A 17,048-nucleotide genomic window follows, 5' to 3' on the forward strand; every position below is an offset into this window, starting at 1 on the left:
ATGCTATCATTATTGTTTAATTTTTTTGTACAAATAGTTTTAGCTAAGTATTATGGTATTGAAGAAACCGGAACATATTTTTCACTTATATCGCTGATGAATATAATGAGTGTAATAGGTCTGTTTGGAATAAACAAATATTATATATATATTAAATCCTCTGGCATTAAAATTGATAGTCATTTATTGAAAAATTTAATGATTATTTATATATTATTAAATTTTATTTGTGGAATGATTTTATTTTCAATTGGAATTATTCGATTCCCTGATTATATATTGTTTATATTATCTTGTATGGTTTTAATGATTCTAACAAATGTTATAGCCATTATCTCTAGTGTAATCCAAATAAATGATAAAATTATAAGTATATCTTTATTACATTTAATTGTCCCTTTTTTAAAAGTGAGTGGTTTAATAATAGGTGTTATCTTTATTGGTAGCCATCTTACTAGTTACGCAGTTTACATTTTAATATTTACTATTATAGTATTGATTTTATTTATATTAAAATATTTTAAAAATATTAAAGAAATTATACCCCAACCTATAGGTGAGATTAATACTACAATAAAGACTTTAACACCATATGCTTTGTTGAATATATTTTTTATATTTTATACTCAAGGAAATACTTTTTATTTAGGATTGTTAGCAAGTGCTGAACAAGCTGCTTTTTTTGGGATAAGTTATTTGTTTTTGAATACAATTTTTATTTTTCCGACAGCTATATATCAAAAAATATTAGCACACAAAATGATATATTTTTTATACAATGATATATATCTATTTAAATTGTATTATAAAACCATACAAGAATTATTAATTGTTCTTTCCGGTTTAGCAATGTTATGTATTTATTTTCTAGCTGAATGGATAATTGTATTATTTTTTGGTACTGAATATGAAGAAAGTATAAAAATATTAGAGATGTTGGTGGTTATTATTCCATTTCGGTTAGTGACTATAAGTATTGGTACGATTCTATCTAATGATAAATATATTAAAAGTAGGTTGAATATTGAAATTTTGGTAACAATTTTAAATATCATTGTTAATTTTAGCTTAATACCATTTTTGGAAGTTAACGGGGCAATAATTAGTGTGGTAGTTACAGAAATAATTATTGCAATTTTATTTGAAAGAACTGTTAACAAAGATTTTGATATAAAAATTAACAAATTATTATACTTGTTACTGGTTCCATGTTTGCTAGTAATGTTTGTTGAATTTAATATGATTATAAAAGTAATTATAATTATAGCTATACTTTTATTTGCAATCAAAATAATTATTAATAGGGTGGGGATTTTATGGAAAAAGCAGATGTAACAGCTATTGTTCCTTATTATAGAGATGATGATACGATTGAAAGAGCTATTAAATCAATTATTAATCAAAAACAACAAGTAAAAGAAATAATCATAGTTGATGATTTTAGTAATAGAGAAATTGATGAAAAAGTATTAAGTGATATTACAAGTAAATATGAATCAGTGAAAACAGTTCGACAAAAAATAAACGCTGGTCCAGGAACAGCTAGAAATATTGGTCTGGACTTAGCTAACAGTAAATATATAGCATTTTTAGATAGTGATGATATTTGGACTGAAAATAAAATCCAAAAACAATATAAGATTATGATTGAAACTGATGCTTTTATAAGCGGTCATAGGTCTGGAATTTATAATCAACTAGTTGAAGAAAGTTTTAAAATAAGAGAAATAAAACCGTTAAATCAATTTATAAAAAATAGATTTCCTACTAGATCAGTTATGCTAAAGAATTCTGAAAATTATAGATTTGAAAATAATAAAAGATATGCAGAAGACTTTTTATTGTGGACACAAATAATTTTAAATAAAGAAAAAGCAATAATAATAGATGAAGTATTAGCAAATTCATTTAAGGATGATTTTGGTGATAGTGGATTAACTTCTAATTTGAGTAAGATGTACTTAGGTGACATTGATGCATATAAAATTTTGTTTTCTGAAAAAAAAATAAACAGAGCAAGTTTATATATATTGACTGTCTATCAAACCTTTAAATTCATTTATCGTATCATTAAATTAAAGGTTAAAAACAAATGATAATTATTATTACTTTGGCACTAATACTTCTTATTTTATTGTATTTTTCAAATTATAAACTAAGCCAATCTATATCAATAATTGTATTCAGTCTGTTTTTTTTAAATTTAATTATAAAACTTTTGAATAAAAATTTAACTGAATCCACAGATTTTTTAACTTATATTTCCGCGTTTAATAATATCATAAATCTAGATTTTTATAATATGATGAAAACTGATATTTTTGAAATTTTATTTAGAGTTATGTCATGGCTATTTATGTATTTCTTTCCGAATTCAACTTTTATAATTTTTGTAATTTTAATAAACGTAATTTTATCTATCAGTATATATAGGTTTTTTGATGATAAAATTCTAAGCAATTTTTCACTATTAATTTATACCTATTCGCCTCTGTTTTTTAGTATGAGCACCAATATTTTAAGGGAAATGCTTGTTATTAGCATAATTATGTTAGTTTTAACGTTAAATAAAGAAAAAAGGTGGATTAGTTTAATTTTTCCAACAATACATTTTTCAAGTATTGTTTTCATTATATTTATTTATTTTCAAAAATATATCAAAGTTAAATACTTCGTTAGTTTTGGTGTTTTTTGTTTATTTTTATTTGTAACCAATTTAAATTCTAGAATATTTGGATCATTGCCAATATTATCGGATTATACCTCTCAACAAACGTTTGAAAACTATGGTGGACAGCCAAACAGACTCGATTTCTTAATTTTTACAATTTTTATTGTACTAGTATCTCTTGCTTTGTATAAGTTAAAACTAATTTCAACTTTATGGTTGAAGTATTCTTTATTTAGCTCAAGTTACTATTTAATGTTTGCTTTTCAAGCATTTTCAGAAAGATATGCAATTTATAATTGGATTTTATTGATATTTTTACTTCCATTAATTTTACAAGCTATAAAAAGGAGATTTATGTATAAATGAAAATTTTAATCACAGGTACTGCAGGATTTATTGGATCGCATCTTGCGAAAAAGTTAATTAAACAAGGACATCATGTTATAGGCATAGATAGTATAAATGATTATTATTCAGTTGCTTTGAAAGAAGATAGACTAGAATCCATAGGAAAAGAGAAGTTTACTTTTTATAAATTAAAATTAGAAAATCACGACGATTTAGTGAAAATATTTAAAGATGAAAAACCAGAAGTGGTTGTTAATTTAGCGGCTCAAGCTGGTGTTAGATACAGTATTGAAAATCCAAGAGCATATATTGATTCTAATATAGTTGGATTTATGAACATATTAGAATGTAGTAGACATTTTAGTATTAAAAATCTAATTTATGCTTCGTCTAGTTCAGTGTATGGTGCAAACACATCTAAACCATTCAGCACTTCGGATAACATAGATCATCCGCTAAGTTTATATGCGTCAACTAAAAAATCAAATGAGTTAATGGCACATACGTACAGTCATTTATACAACCTGCCTACGACAGGACTAAGATTCTTTACTGTGTATGGTCCATGGGGTAGACCAGATATGGCATTATTTAAATTTACAAAAGCAATTGTAAATGATGAAGTTATAGATGTTTATAATCATGGAAATATGATGAGAGACTTTACTTATGTAGATGATATTGTTGAAGCAATTAGTAGACTGGTTAAGAAACCTGCATCACCTAATAAAGATTGGTCAGGTGCTAATCCAGATCCTGGATCATCCTATGCACCATATAAAGTCTACAACATTGGAAACAATAGCCCAGTTAGATTAATGGAATTTGTAGAGGCTATAGAAAATAAATTAGGTAAAGAAGCTAAGAAAAATTACATGGATTTACAACCAGGTGATGTACCTGAAACTTATGCAAATGTAGATGACTTGTTTAGAGATATCGATTTTAAACCAGAAACTACAATACAAGAAGGCGTTAATAAGTTTATTGATTGGTACTTAGAATATTACGATCAGAAATCATAGTATTACATAAAAAGGGATGATTTAATGCTTGAATTTATATACAACCATTCACCTATCTTTGTTCAGAATTTAATGGTATCAGTGCAAGGTAAAATATTTATGAAACAACGATATACTCGATTTTATTATCAGGAAATGGAAGAATTAAGAAAGTGTGAAGACGTTTTCAAAATGCAAGAAATGCGATTTAAAGAGTTTTATCATTTTATAAGTGAGAATAGTGATTATTATAGAGAAGAACTAAAAAACTATCCTAAAAATATTACAATTTACAATTTACAAAAACTCCCTTTAATAACCAAAGAAGATATTAGAAAAAATGTAGATAAAATAATTACTGCTCCTAAAAATAAATTAATGAAAAAAGGTACAGGTGGGTCTACTGGTAAAAGTATGATTTATTATACAAGTCCGTATGATAAATCATACTTAGATTATTTTAAAGAACAGCATGGTGTATATAAGGGGATGAGAAGAGTAAGTGTTGGAGGTAAAAAAATAATTCCAAATAATCAAAAGAAAAAAATATTTTGGAGATTTAATAAACCTCTAAACCAATTAATGATCTCTTCTTATCATGCAGATGGTGAAAATTTAAAGTATTATATTCAAAAGTTTAATGAATTTAAGCCTGAAACATTAGATGGCTTTACAACTGTTCTCCATCGTATAGCAAAATATATATTAGAAAATGATATTAAATTAGAATTCACACCAATTGCAATTTTTCCAACTGCTGAAGCATTAACTGATGAAATGAGAGAAGATATAGAGAAAGCTTTCCGATGTCCAGTGCGAAATCAGTATGCTTCTTCAGAAGGAGCACCATTTATTACTGAAAATAAAGAAGGAAAGTTCGAAATAAATGCTGAAACTGGTGTATTTGAATTCAAAAAAATACAGGGTAATATATATGAATTAATTGTAACTGGATTTTATACTACCTCAACTCCGTTGTTAAGATATAAAATAGGAGATTCAGTTGAATTAGAGGAACCTCTTCCGGAGAATTATAAACAGAAAGATGTGAAAATTAAAAAAATTATCGGAAGAAACAACGATTTCCTTCAATCAAAAGAAAAGGGTATAATTACCAACATCAATTTGTCAACAGCTATCAGAACATTAGGATCAGATGTTATAGAATCTCAATTTATACAAGAACAATTAGATTTAGTAGATATATATTTAGTAGTGAGTAGTACTGCAAATAAAAAAAATCTTATTAAAAAATTAGAGTCAGAATTAAAGGTTCGGTTTGGGACAAATACTAAAATGAATTTTCATTTTGTTGATAAATTGTTTAAAACGAAAGGCGGCAAAACAAGATTTACAATAAATAATATTAATCAAGGGAGTTAATATAATGAATAGAAATATTGCAGTTGTGGGACTGGGGTATGTTGGTTTACCAGTAGCTGTCACTTTTGGAAATAAATATAAAGTGATTGGATTTGATATTAATGAGTCAAGGATTCAAGAGCTAAAAAATAATTATGATAGAACAAATGAAGTTACAGAAGATAAATTAAAGCAAACTAATATAGAGTACACTTCAAATGCAGTGGATTTGAAAAAAGCTGATTTTATTATTGTAGCTGTACCAACACCGATCGATAAACATAACAAACCAGATTTATTACCATTATTAAAAGCCAGTGAAACAGTTGGAAAAGTGATTACGCCTGACACAATAGTAGTTTATGAGTCAACGGTATATCCTGGTGCAACAGAAGAAGACTGTGTACCTGTATTAGAAAAACAGTCAGGACTAGTTTGTGGTAAAGACTTTTTCGTTGGCTATTCACCAGAAAGAATAAACCCAGGTGATAAAGTGCATACTTTTGAAACGATTACAAAAGTTGTATCAGGTCAAACACCTGAAGTGTTAGAAATAGTTGCAGACGTGTACAGCTCAGTAGTCACAGCAGGAGTTCATAAAGCATCTTCAATTAAAGTAGCAGAAGCGGCAAAAGTAATTGAAAATACTCAACGTGATGTGAACATTGCATTAATGAATGAACTCGCAATCATTTTTGATAAATTAAACATAGATACTAATGAAGTACTTAAAGCTTCAGGAACAAAATGGAACTTCTTGAATTTTAAACCAGGGTTAGTAGGTGGACATTGTATTGGTGTTGACCCATATTATTTAACACATAAAGCACAGGAAGTTGGTCACCATCCTGAAGTTATCCTAGCAGGTAGAAGAATAAATGATAATATGGCTAAACATATTGCTTCTAATGTAATTAAAGAATTATTAAAGCAAGGATTAGAAGTTCAAGGTGCATCAGTGAATGTATTAGGTATTACATTTAAAGAAAATTGTCCAGATTTAAGAAATACAAAGATTATTCATATTATTGAAGAACTTAAAGAATACGGATTAAAAATTTACGTAAATGATATAGAAGCCAATTCCGAAGAGGCTAAAAAATTATACGATTTGAAATTGATTAAAAAACAAGAGTTAAGTAAAGTAGATGCTTTAATATTTGCAGTTCCACATGAAGACTACTTAATTAATAAACATGAATATTTGAAATTATTAAATGAAAATGGAGTAGTGTTTGATGTTAAAGGTTTTATAAGAAGTGAAGATTTATTAATAAATCAGAGACTTTGGAGGCTATAGATATGAAAATAGTACAGATTGCTGCGATAGAAAGTACGCATATCAAACTTTTAAAAGCTTTGAATGAAGAAAGTGTTAAAAAAGGGGCAGAAGTTCATTGTGTTTGTACCACTGGAAATAAAAAGAAAGAACTTCAAAAGCAAGGCGTTATAGTTCACGACATTAAAATCGACCGTAAAATTAGCCTGTTAGGAAATATAAAATCAATATATAGAATGTTAAAATTATTCAAAAAATTAAAACCAGACATTGTGCACACGCATACACCTGTAGCATCTGTTTTAGGAAGAATTGCAGCTAAATTAGCTAAAGTCCCTAATATTATCTATACAGCCCATGGATTTTATTTTCATGATGGTATGTCTAAAAAAACATATTTTATATACTTCCATATTGAAAAAATTATTGGAAAAATTTGTACTGACTATATTTTTACGCAAAGTAGAGAAGATTATATAACAGCTAAAAAAAATAATTTTCTAAGAAAGAAGAAACAAAACAACTATTTTCACATTAGTAATGGCATCGACTTAAATAATGAATTTAATATAAATAATATAAGTGAGAAAAAAATAAAAGATATAAAATTAAAGCATAATATAAAAAAAGGAGATATTATAGTTACTTTCATAGGTAGATTAGTGAAGGAAAAAGGTATTTTAGACTTATTAGAAGCTTATAGTAAATTAGAATCTAAAAATGTTAAATTTATTATTATAGGTAGCTTGTCGGATAGCGAAAGAGATAAAGATACCATAAAAATAATTGAAAAATACAAAAAAAATACCGATGTCATTTTTACTGGTCAAATATCAAACATAAATGAATATTTAACTTTAAGCGACATATATTGCTTGCCTTCATATAGAGAGGGGATGCCACGTTCAATAATTGAAGCAATGGCTATGAAAAATGCTATTATTGCTACAAAAATTAGAGGATCGAGGGAAGAAGTTGTTGAAAATGAAACAGGCTACTTGATTCCTTTAAAATCAAGTAAATATATTGCTAGTAAAATAGATAATTTGGTCGGAAATGTTGAAATACTTAATAACTTTAAAGAAGCAGGGTATTTCCGTGCACTGCAAATTTACAATGAGGAAGAAGTAATAAAAAAACAATGGAAAGTTTTTCGTAAATTAGTTAAATAAAGGTGTGATTTCAAAATGTTAAAACGTATGTTTGATTTTACAGTCAGTGGAATAGGCTTAATAATTACGTCACCAATTATGTTATGTACAGCTGTAGTTATTTCTAAAAAATTAGGGAAACCAGTCTTATTTAAACAAATTAGACCAGGGAAAAATGGGATTCCATTTTCTATATATAAATTTCGCACAATGACAAATGAAACAGATGAAAATGGACAATTATTATCAAATGAATTAAGAAAAACTAAATTTGGTTCATTATTAAGAAAGACAAGTATCGACGAATTACCACAACTTATTAATGTAATCAGAGGAGATATTAGTTTAGTAGGTCCGAGACCACTATTAATTGATTACTTACCCCTTTACAATGATTTTCAGAGAAAAAGGATGAATGTGAAACCTGGAATAACTGGCTGGGCACAAATAAATGGTAGAAATGCTATATCATGGGAAAAAAAATTCGAATTGGATGTTTGGTATGTAGAAAATCAGTCATTTAAGCTAGATATGTTTATTCTTTATAAAACGTTTACAAATGTTTTGAGGAAAAAAGATATAAATGCCAATAGTTCTATTTCTATGGAAAGGTTTAAAGGCACGGAATCATGAAAAAAATATTTTTAATTGGTATGGGTGGACATGCAAAAGTAGTTAAAGACATTATAGAATTAAATAATGAATTTGAAGTAATAGGATATTTAGATGATAAATTTCATGAAAAATCAGTCAGTGATGGTATTATTTATGACAATTTAAACTCATATAGAAACTATAAGGACAATTATTTTATTATTACAATTGGCAATAATAAAATAAGAAAACAAATTTTTGAAAAGTTAGAACTTCCACTCTGTAAATTCCCCAAGTTTATACATCCTTCAGCAGTTATTGGATCGGATGTTGAAATAGGATATGGAACAGTAGTTATGGCAAATGTGGTAGTAAATGCTGATACTTATGTAGGTAATCACTGTATTTTAAATACAATGGCAAGTATTGGGCATGACGTATTAATTAAAGACTTTGCTCATATATCGCCTAATTCTACGTTAACAGGTGGTGTGCAAGTAGGGAGCTACACTCAAATAGGTGCAGGATCGACGGTAACGCCAAAAGTAATAATAGGAGATTCAACATTAGTAGGTGCAGGATCAACCGTAATTAGTAATATATCAAATAATATGATAGTATTTGGTACACCAGCAAAACCCAAGGAGTGAGAGCAATTGACAAATGAACGAGTATATTTATCTAGACCACATATGGGTGGGAATGAACAATCTTATATATCGAAAGCATTCGAACAAAATTGGATAGCACCATTAGGAGAGAATGTTACAGAATTTGAAAATAGTATAAAATCTTATATCAATATAGATGAAGCATTGGCTGTTAGTAGTGGTACTGCAGCAATACACTTAGCACTTATAGAGAGTGGTGTAACAGAAAATGATTATGTATTTTGTACATCTTTAACTTTCTGCGCGACTTCTAATCCGATTTTATATCAAAATGCTATCCCTGTATTCATTGATTCTGAATTAGATTCTTGGAATATGTCGCCAGTCGCGTTGGAAAAAGCGTTTAAAGAATTTGAAAAAAAATCAATTAAACCAAAAGCTGTTATAGCAGTTAACTTGTATGGACAATCTGCAAAATTAAATGAAATTAAATCAATTTGTGATACATATAATGTAACTTTAATAGAAGATGCAGCTGAATCATTGGGCGCTGAATTCCAAGGTGAAATGAGCGGTAGTTTTGGTGATTTTGGTATCTTTTCATTCAATGGTAATAAAATTATTACAACAAGTGGCGGCGGCATGCTAGTAACAAATAACGAAGAAGCCAAAGAACACGCATTTTTTTTAGCCACACAAGCAAGAGATAAAGCAATACATTATCAACATAGTGAATTAGGTTATAATTACAGATTAAGTAATATCTCAGCTGGTATTGGCCGAGGACAAATGGAAGTATTAGAGCAACGTGTTCAAAAAAGAAGAGCAATTTTTGATAAGTATTATCAAGAGTTGTCAGATATTGAAGGTATTGAATTTCAACCGGAATTACCTAACTCCAAGTCAAACAGATGGCTAACTGCATTAACAATTGATGAGAAAAAGGCTGGATTTTCGGCAAATGATGTGATTAGTGCACTTAGCAAAGAAAATATAGAAGCACGCCCTGTATGGAAACCTATGCATTTACAACCATTATATGACCAATATGAATTTATTTATGATGGTGTAGATAATGCTAAATACTTGTTTGAACATGGGATTTGTTTACCTTCAGGTTCGGATATGGATACAAAGGTTCAAGAAAAAATTATTCAAATAATAAAAAAATTATAAATTAAATAAAAAGAAGGTGGATACATGGAAAGAAGAAAAAAGAAAAAATCCACGGTAAAAAAGGTTCTTCTCACTGTATTAATCATTTTAGCACTGCTAATTATTATAGCTGCAGCATTTATATTCTATAAACTTACGTCATTGAATAGTTCAATTAATGATCCACTTGATAGAAAACATTCTGAACTTAGAGATGGGCCAATAAAAAAAGGAGGGCCAATTTCAATAGCGCTTTTTGGTATAGACTCTGATGAAGTTAGGAATTCAGAACACGGTGGGCAAAGATCAGATTCAATCGTACTTCTGTCAATTAATCCAAAAGATAAAAAAACAGAAATGATTAGTGTGCCGCGTGATACACATGCTGAAATTGTTGGTAAAGATACAGAAGAAAAAATTAATCACGCCTATGCCTATGGTGGTCCAGATATGGCAGTGAAATCTGTAGAAAAGCTTATGGATGTACCTATTGATCATTATGCAGCCATAAATATGGATGGTGTTTCTACACTTATAGATGAAGTTAATGGTGTAGATGTTGTTAGTAATGCAACTTTCAATGTTAGAGACTATACATTTGAAAAAGGTAAGAAATATCACATGGATGGTAAAGAAGCATTGGCGTTTATGCGGAGTAGGAAAGAAGCAGGTGCTGGTGGAGATGAAGGAAGACAAGCGCGACAACAACTTGTTATCGAAGCAGTAGCTAAGAAATCCATGAATCCAAGTTCAATACCGAAAATCAATTCAATATTTAACGCGGTAGAGGATAACGTCAAAACTGATTTGAGTTTAACTGATTTAAATGGTATTCGATCTGATTATAAGAGTGCACAAAAAAATGTGAATCGCCATACCTTAAATGGTGAAAATACATTGGGTGATGATGGATTATACTATTTTTACCCAAGTAATAATGACCAAATAGTTAAAGATTATAAAGATAATTTGAATTTAAAATGATTTTTAGAAACTATTTATTTTGAATAAATATAGTATGAATTGAGTATTAAAATGAATCTGAGAAAAACAATTTTTAATATAATGATGAGTAAAATTGAAAATATTTATCAATTTCAATTTATATAAAAAGGCAGAAAAGAATATGACCTTAAGATTTTACCAAAGAAAAGTTTTGATGAATCAAAATTAAATGAATTAAAAAAGCAATATAAAAATCTTCTGGGTGAAGATGCGTTAATTAATATTAATTTAGTAGACAAAATAGAAACACTTAAATCTGGGAAAAGACCCTATATCATTAATCAATATACTCAAAAATAATGAAAAATGATTCGAATCGGACTGATATATTTCAGTTCGATTTTTGTATATTTATTTATGAAAACGGCAACATGAAATAAAAGACTTCGCAAAAATTTCAAGTATAATTGTTTTTAACACTAGGTATTAATTTTTTAAAAAAGTGAGGCTATAACATATCTAAAGTCATTCAAGACATACATACAACATTTGAGAATTTAGAAAATGGCATGACAGTGTTCACCGGGGTTTTGGGCTATGCGGGATACCAGAGCATGCCAATGAAGCGATTCGTACAAAAGGATTAACTATGGTGTAGATTATTTTGGATTGGGGGTATTGAAAATACTTATAATACAACACTAAAATTTATACCGCTTCAGCAAAGTATCAAATCAAGTTTAAGTGTAGTTTGGAAAAAAGAGAAGCCTTTAACTATATCAACACAGTTATTTTTAAATCAACTAAAAGAAATTTTAAAAGGTGAAAAATAAAACCGCATCACTACACGATAAGCAGAAGCATATCATAAATGATGCGGTTTTTGATATGCTTCCGATTATCAATAGTTTTGCTAAAAATCTAATTATAATATCTAAAAAAACATTATCTAATGTATTTTTGATATATTAGAAGAAAGATAATTATCAGGAGAAAATAAATGAAACTTAAGAACATCAAAAACAATGAATTTAAAATTGATAATGACAATAATGATGTGATTTTAAACTCTTTAAATATAGGATTAAAATCGTATTTTAGTAGTTATAAAAGTATAAGAGAAAATTTTGACAAACGAACGTATAGTTATAGTCATAAACAGGATTACTATGAGAATTTTTCAGAAACTATTTTACATTTTCATCACTTTTTTGAATTAATCTTAAAGGAGCTATTGAGAGATGAGGAAGAATTATTGCCCTTATTTATATCAGATGATTCAGAATTAATAACAAGACTCATTCAAAAAATGCCATTATCTGAGAAAAAACGCAAAGAATTCATTCAAAAAATACCACTATCTGACAATGAATTTAAAAATTTAAAAAGCTTAAGTTTTAGCCAATCACTTAATAGGGCCTGTGAAGTAATTAAATTAAAACCAGAAGTAAAATTCAAATTCTTAGCAAAGCATAGATCAGAATTTGATTATTTAAACTACTTAAGAAATAAAATATGGCATCAAGGAAAAGTAATGCTTAAATATGAAGCGTTTGACTTTTTAATAGGACAATATATTTTACCCTTAGTAAAAGAATGCTTAGAAGTTTCGGAATATAAGGAAAAATATAGAAGCCATAAAATTTGGAGATTTAATAAAAACAGTTTAGAAATTAATCCTTTTGAAGATATAATTGAAGAATTTAAAAATGGATCTCCGGCGATTGATAAAATTGCTGTCTTAAAAGAACTGGGTAGAGCATCCTATTATAGCCATTATGGTAAAGGTTTTGGTAGCATTTTAGATTCAAGAAATCAAAGTGCTAATCAACTAGCACAAGCTGAATTTGAAAACAGTTTATCTACTAATACAATTTTAAAATGTCCATGTTGTACTGCAAATTCACTTGTAACTTATACTCATACAGAAATTACAGATATAGAAGAAGTTGAATATGAAGATGAAAATGCTAATCGTCGAATTGAAGAATCTATAGACTGTTATGAATATATATCCAAAGTTAAGTGTGCAAATTGTACATTTCAATTAAATGATAAAGATATTAAAAATTTAAAAGAATATGGTTTTAACGTTGAAGATTATTGGATAAATATAGATCACTATTAATAAAAAGGAGAGAATGATTATGGCAACTATAGGATTTGAAGAAAAATTATGGCAAGCTGCAGATAAATTACGTGGGAGTATGGATGCGGCAGAATATAAAAATGTAGCATTAGGTATTATATTTTTGAAATATGTGTCAGATTCATTTGAAGAGAAGTATGAAGAACTGTTAAATGATGAATATGCAGACGAAGAAGATAAAGATGAGTATTTAGCAGAAAATATTTTCTGGGTTCCTAAAGAAGCACGTTGGCAATATATTAATGATAATTCTAAGAAACCAGAAATTGGTCAAATTATTGATAAAGCGATGATAGCAATTGAAAAAGAAAATGAATCATTAAAAGGTGTGTTACCTAAAGATTACGCAAGACCTGCATTAGATAAAGAGAAATTAGGAGATATTATCGACCTATTTACTTTCAAAGTCGGAGATTCTGAAAGTAAGAAGCAAGATGTCTTAGGACGTGTTTATGAATACTTTATCGCGAAGTTTGCAAGTGCTGAAGGTAAAAATGCGGGAGAATTCTATACACCTGCATCAATTGTTAAATTACTTGTTGAAATGGTTGAACCTTATGAAGGTAGAATCTATGACCCATGTTGTGGTTCTGGTGGTATGTTTGTACAAAGTGAACGTTTTGTAGAACGTCACCAAGGACGCTTAGATAATATTGCTGTTTATGGTCAAGAATCAAATCCAACAACTTGGAAATTAGCAAAAATGAATTTGGCTATTAGAGGTATAGATAGTGATTTAGGTGACCATCATGCTGACACGTTCCATAACGATTTACACAAGGGGCTAAAAGCAGATTTTATCCTTGCTAATCCACCTTTTAATGCGAGTGATTGGGGACAAGAAAAATTATTAGATGACCATCGTTGGAAATTTGGTATCCCACCCAAAGGAAATGCCAACTATGCGTGGATTGAACACATGATTTCTAAGCTAGCACCAAGTGGTACAGCAGGATTTGTGTTAGCAAATGGTTCAATGTCTACAAGCGGTAAAGATGAATTAGAAATTCGTAAAAACTTAATCGAACAAGATTTAGTAGAGTGTATTGTAACCTTACCAGGTCAATTATTCTACTCAACACAAATACCAGTTTGTTTATGGTTTATTTCAAAAGATAAAGAAAAGAATGGGAAAAATGAACGTAAAGGAGAAGTCCTCTTTATCGATGCTAGAAATGTTGGAAGCATGGTATCTAGAACCTTGAAAGAATTCTCAGATGATGAAATCAAAGATATATCAAGTGTCTATCATTCGTGGCGCGGTACAAATGATAACCAATATGAAGATAAAGCAGGCTTTTGTAAAGTTGCAAAAACTGAAGAAATCAAAGATAACGAATATATCTTAACACCTGGTCGTTACGTTGGTTTAGCAGATGTTGAAGAAGATTCAGAACCATTTGAACAAAAAATGGATCGAATTACAGCAGATTTAAGTGAACAATTTGCTAAATCCAAAGAACTCGAGGACCAAATCCGTAAATCATTGGAGGGGTTAGGTTATGGAGTATAAGGTTTCAGAAGTTGTTAAGATAATTAGCGGGGGCACCCCTAAAAGAAAAAATAGTGAGTATTGGAATGGAGAAATCCCTTGGTTATCAGTAAAGGACTTCAATAATAAAAATCGACTAGTACATGAAACCGAAGAACAAATAACCGAGGCTGGTTTGAATAATAGTGCAGCTACATTAGTAAGTAAAGGTACCGTTGTTATTTCAGCTAGAGGTACAGTTGGCGAGTTATGCCAGGTTGCTAAAAGCATGACTTTCAACCAATCATGTTTTGGGTTAGAGGCAATAAGTAAGTATACTACCAACGAATATATCTACTATTGGTTTAAGTACAAAACAAATTATATAAAAAGTAATACTCATGGTTCAGTTTTTGATACTATTAATCGAAAGACTTTTGAGAATTTATATATATATCTTCCTAATATTAGCTACCAAAAGCAAGTAGTTAATATTTTGAAAACCTTAGATAATAAAATTGAAATCAATCAAAATATAATAGCAAACCTTGAAGAACTTTCACAAACACTATTCAAACGTTGGTTCGTTGATTTTGAATTCCCTGATGAAAATGGTAATCCATATAAATCAAGTGGTGGAGAAATGGTTGACAGTGAGTTAGGTGAAATACCAATAAATTGGAATCTAGTAAAATTAGGTTCTATAGCTAATATACGTACAGGTTATGCTTTTAAGTCTACAGAATATATTGAACAGATTCAATTACCTGTTTTACGTACATTAAATATTTCTAAAAGTAATTTATTAGTTACAATGAACGATATTAAATTTGTACCTTATCAATATTTATATATGGATAAGTATCAAAAGTATAATTTAGAATTATTCGATACTTTATTAGTTACTGTGGGCGGATCTATTGGGAATTTAGGTTTAGTAACAGAAAATAACCTCCCATCGCTACAAAATCAAAATATGTGGCGATTTAGATCTATTAAATCCAACATCAGTAACACATTAATTTATCAATTAATATTATATGTGAATTCATTAGTATATAACCAGACCTCTGGTTCAGCCAGAGAATTTTATACAAAAAAAACTTTTGAAAATTTTAATTTATTATTACCCAAACTAGATTCATATTTATATGAAAGTATAAATAAATACTTAGAAAATTTTGGAAAAAAAATTAGTGATTTGAATGTAGAGATTGAAAAACTTACACAACTTCGTGACACGTTACTACCAAAATTAATGTCAGGTGAAATAGAGATACCTGACCATATCGAGGTGAATGAAGATGAGCTTTCAATTTAGTGAGGACGATTTAGAACAAGTTGCACTTGAATGGTTTGAAGAACTTGGTTATACAGTTAAAAAAGGTCGTGAAATTAGTGAAACAGGTATTACGCCTGAACGAGAAAGCGATAAGGACGTTGTGCTTGATAATCGTTTAGAACGTGCTTTAAGACGTATTAATCCAGATTTACACAATAATGCTATTCAACAAGCAATACATGAAATTTCCATAGAAAAATCACCAAATTCAATTGAAAACAATCGTATATTTCATGAAATGATAACGAATGGAATTGAAGTAGAACATTATAATGAAGATGGGGAAACAATCAATGATTTAGTTTATGTATTTGATTTTAATAATCCAGAGAATAATGACTTTCTGGCTGTTAATCAATTGATTGTTGTGAATGGTGATGACAATAAACGACCAGACGTTGTGTTGTTTATTAATGGTTTACCTGTTGTTGTGATTGAACTTAAGAGTTCGACTAATGAATCTGTGGGTGTAGAAGATGGTTATCATCAATTAGAAACTTATAAAATGAAAATCCCTCAATTATTTAATCACAATGCGGTATTGGTGACAAGTGATGGTATTAATACAAAAGCGGGCTCTATGACTGCAGATTATGATCGTTTCATGACGTGGCGTACAAAAGATGGTAAAACTGAGGCTTCGTCTACAATGGCAAGTTTAGATGTATTAATCCATGGCATGTTAAATAAAGAAGTATTATTAGATTTAATTCGACACTTCACTTTATTTCAAGATGATGGTAAAGGGAATATTGTTAAAATTTTAGCTGCTTATCATCAATATTATGCAGTTAATAAAGCCGTTGGTCGCGCAATAGAAGCCACTTCTGACCAAGGAAATGGTAAAGGTGGCGTTATTTGGCATACTCAGGGCTCAGGTAAAAGTTTTGAACTGACCCCAAATTGTGGGAATAAAATAAAAACACTTTCGTTGAATTCATACTAAAATGAATTTATACGGAGGTG

Annotated in this window: 15 protein-coding genes and 1 pseudogene; all 16 read left to right on the plus strand. The window is 28.9% G+C overall.

Annotated features, from left to right (window positions below; genetic code table 11):
* Nucleotides 1–12 precede the first annotated feature (12 nt).
* A complete protein-coding gene (locus tag ACP3TL_RS11750; RefSeq protein WP_285336783.1) occupies nucleotides 13–1,335 on the plus strand; it encodes an MATE family efflux transporter in 1,323 nt (440 codons plus the stop codon).
* Nucleotides 1,317–2,096, plus strand: coding sequence for a glycosyltransferase family 2 protein (locus ACP3TL_RS11755; RefSeq protein ID WP_285336784.1), 780 nt, complete (start codon nucleotides 1,317–1,319; stop codon nucleotides 2,094–2,096). The genes ACP3TL_RS11750 and ACP3TL_RS11755 overlap by 19 nt, the downstream gene beginning before the upstream one ends.
* Entirely contained in the window at nucleotides 2,093–3,037 is a 945-nt protein-coding gene (locus tag ACP3TL_RS11760) for an EpsG family protein (protein WP_410529832.1), read from the plus strand. Before ACP3TL_RS11755 ends, ACP3TL_RS11760 begins: the two co-directional genes overlap by 4 nt.
* On the plus strand, nucleotides 3,034–4,044 hold the full coding sequence (locus ACP3TL_RS11765; RefSeq protein WP_285336785.1) for an NAD-dependent epimerase: 1,011 nt from the start codon (nucleotides 3,034–3,036) through the stop codon (nucleotides 4,042–4,044). Before ACP3TL_RS11760 ends, ACP3TL_RS11765 begins: the two co-directional genes overlap by 4 nt.
* Before the next feature lie 24 nt (nucleotides 4,045–4,068).
* The gene (locus ACP3TL_RS11770; protein ID WP_285336786.1) at nucleotides 4,069–5,406 is read left to right on the plus strand and encodes a phenylacetate--CoA ligase family protein; all 1,338 of its coding nucleotides are present in this window, start codon (nucleotides 4,069–4,071) and stop codon (nucleotides 5,404–5,406) included.
* A 4-nt stretch (nucleotides 5,407–5,410) separates the two neighbouring features.
* Nucleotides 5,411–6,685: a nucleotide sugar dehydrogenase gene (locus ACP3TL_RS11775; RefSeq protein WP_285336787.1), complete on the plus strand. Its 1,275-nt coding sequence runs from the start codon at nucleotides 5,411–5,413 to the stop codon at nucleotides 6,683–6,685.
* Between the two features lie 2 nt (nucleotides 6,686–6,687).
* Nucleotides 6,688–7,836: a glycosyltransferase family 4 protein gene (locus tag ACP3TL_RS11780; RefSeq protein WP_069973628.1), complete on the plus strand. Its 1,149-nt coding sequence runs from the start codon at nucleotides 6,688–6,690 to the stop codon at nucleotides 7,834–7,836.
* Between the two features lie 15 nt (nucleotides 7,837–7,851).
* A complete protein-coding gene (locus ACP3TL_RS11785) occupies nucleotides 7,852–8,448 on the plus strand; it encodes a sugar transferase (RefSeq protein WP_069973629.1) in 597 nt (198 codons plus the stop codon).
* Complete coding sequence (locus ACP3TL_RS11790) at nucleotides 8,445–9,059, plus strand: acetyltransferase (protein ID WP_285336788.1); 615 nt, start codon at nucleotides 8,445–8,447, stop codon at nucleotides 9,057–9,059. Before ACP3TL_RS11785 ends, ACP3TL_RS11790 begins: the two co-directional genes overlap by 4 nt.
* A gap of 6 nt (nucleotides 9,060–9,065) precedes the next feature.
* Nucleotides 9,066–10,196, plus strand: coding sequence for a DegT/DnrJ/EryC1/StrS family aminotransferase (locus tag ACP3TL_RS11795; protein ID WP_285336789.1), 1,131 nt, complete (start codon nucleotides 9,066–9,068; stop codon nucleotides 10,194–10,196).
* Between the two features lie 24 nt (nucleotides 10,197–10,220).
* The gene (locus ACP3TL_RS11800) at nucleotides 10,221–11,159 is read left to right on the plus strand and encodes an LCP family protein (RefSeq protein ID WP_069813105.1); all 939 of its coding nucleotides are present in this window, start codon (nucleotides 10,221–10,223) and stop codon (nucleotides 11,157–11,159) included.
* A gap of 153 nt (nucleotides 11,160–11,312) precedes the next feature.
* Nucleotides 11,313–11,480: a hypothetical protein gene (locus ACP3TL_RS15005; protein WP_489686583.1), complete on the plus strand. Its 168-nt coding sequence runs from the start codon at nucleotides 11,313–11,315 to the stop codon at nucleotides 11,478–11,480.
* A 640-nt stretch (nucleotides 11,481–12,120) separates the two neighbouring features.
* On the plus strand, nucleotides 12,121–13,248 hold the full coding sequence (locus tag ACP3TL_RS11805) for a hypothetical protein (protein WP_069854608.1): 1,128 nt from the start codon (nucleotides 12,121–12,123) through the stop codon (nucleotides 13,246–13,248).
* 19 nt (nucleotides 13,249–13,267) lie between these two features.
* Nucleotides 13,268–14,782: a class I SAM-dependent DNA methyltransferase gene (locus tag ACP3TL_RS11810; protein ID WP_204180725.1), complete on the plus strand. Its 1,515-nt coding sequence runs from the start codon at nucleotides 13,268–13,270 to the stop codon at nucleotides 14,780–14,782.
* Nucleotides 14,772–16,061, plus strand: a complete 1,290-nt coding sequence (locus tag ACP3TL_RS11815; protein WP_285336790.1) for a restriction endonuclease subunit S — start codon at nucleotides 14,772–14,774, stop codon at nucleotides 16,059–16,061. Before ACP3TL_RS11810 ends, ACP3TL_RS11815 begins: the two co-directional genes overlap by 11 nt.
* Nucleotides 16,045–17,013: pseudogene (locus ACP3TL_RS11820) on the plus strand (type I restriction endonuclease); the annotation flags it as partial. The gene ACP3TL_RS11815 and the pseudogene ACP3TL_RS11820, both read left to right, overlap by 17 nt.
* Nucleotides 17,014–17,048 lie beyond the last annotated feature (35 nt).

This window comes from Staphylococcus caseorum (assembly GCF_049943195.1).
Lineage (GTDB): Bacteria > Bacillota > Bacilli > Staphylococcales > Staphylococcaceae > Staphylococcus > Staphylococcus equorum_A.

What these genes read in the sequence shown, in the direction of transcription:
- ACP3TL_RS11755 (WP_285336784.1), top strand. Translation starts at nt 1,317, where the DNA reads ATGGAAAAAGCAGATGTAACAGCTATTGTTCCTTATTATAGAGATGAT.
- ACP3TL_RS11760 (WP_410529832.1), top strand. Translation starts at nt 2,093, where the DNA reads ATGATAATTATTATTACTTTGGCACTAATACTTCTTATTTTATTGTAT.
- ACP3TL_RS11765 (WP_285336785.1), top strand. Translation starts at nt 3,034, where the DNA reads ATGAAAATTTTAATCACAGGTACTGCAGGATTTATTGGATCGCATCTT.
- ACP3TL_RS11770 (WP_285336786.1), top strand. Translation starts at nt 4,069, where the DNA reads ATGCTTGAATTTATATACAACCATTCACCTATCTTTGTTCAGAATTTA.
- ACP3TL_RS11775 (WP_285336787.1), top strand. Translation starts at nt 5,411, where the DNA reads ATGAATAGAAATATTGCAGTTGTGGGACTGGGGTATGTTGGTTTACCA.
- ACP3TL_RS11780 (WP_069973628.1), top strand. Translation starts at nt 6,688, where the DNA reads ATGAAAATAGTACAGATTGCTGCGATAGAAAGTACGCATATCAAACTT.
- ACP3TL_RS11785 (WP_069973629.1), top strand. Translation starts at nt 7,852, where the DNA reads ATGTTAAAACGTATGTTTGATTTTACAGTCAGTGGAATAGGCTTAATA.
- ACP3TL_RS11790 (WP_285336788.1), top strand. Translation starts at nt 8,445, where the DNA reads ATGAAAAAAATATTTTTAATTGGTATGGGTGGACATGCAAAAGTAGTT.
- ACP3TL_RS11800 (WP_069813105.1), top strand. Translation starts at nt 10,221, where the DNA reads ATGGAAAGAAGAAAAAAGAAAAAATCCACGGTAAAAAAGGTTCTTCTC.
- ACP3TL_RS11805 (WP_069854608.1), top strand. Translation starts at nt 12,121, where the DNA reads ATGAAACTTAAGAACATCAAAAACAATGAATTTAAAATTGATAATGAC.
- ACP3TL_RS11810 (WP_204180725.1), top strand. Translation starts at nt 13,268, where the DNA reads ATGGCAACTATAGGATTTGAAGAAAAATTATGGCAAGCTGCAGATAAA.
- ACP3TL_RS11815 (WP_285336790.1), top strand. Translation starts at nt 14,772, where the DNA reads ATGGAGTATAAGGTTTCAGAAGTTGTTAAGATAATTAGCGGGGGCACC.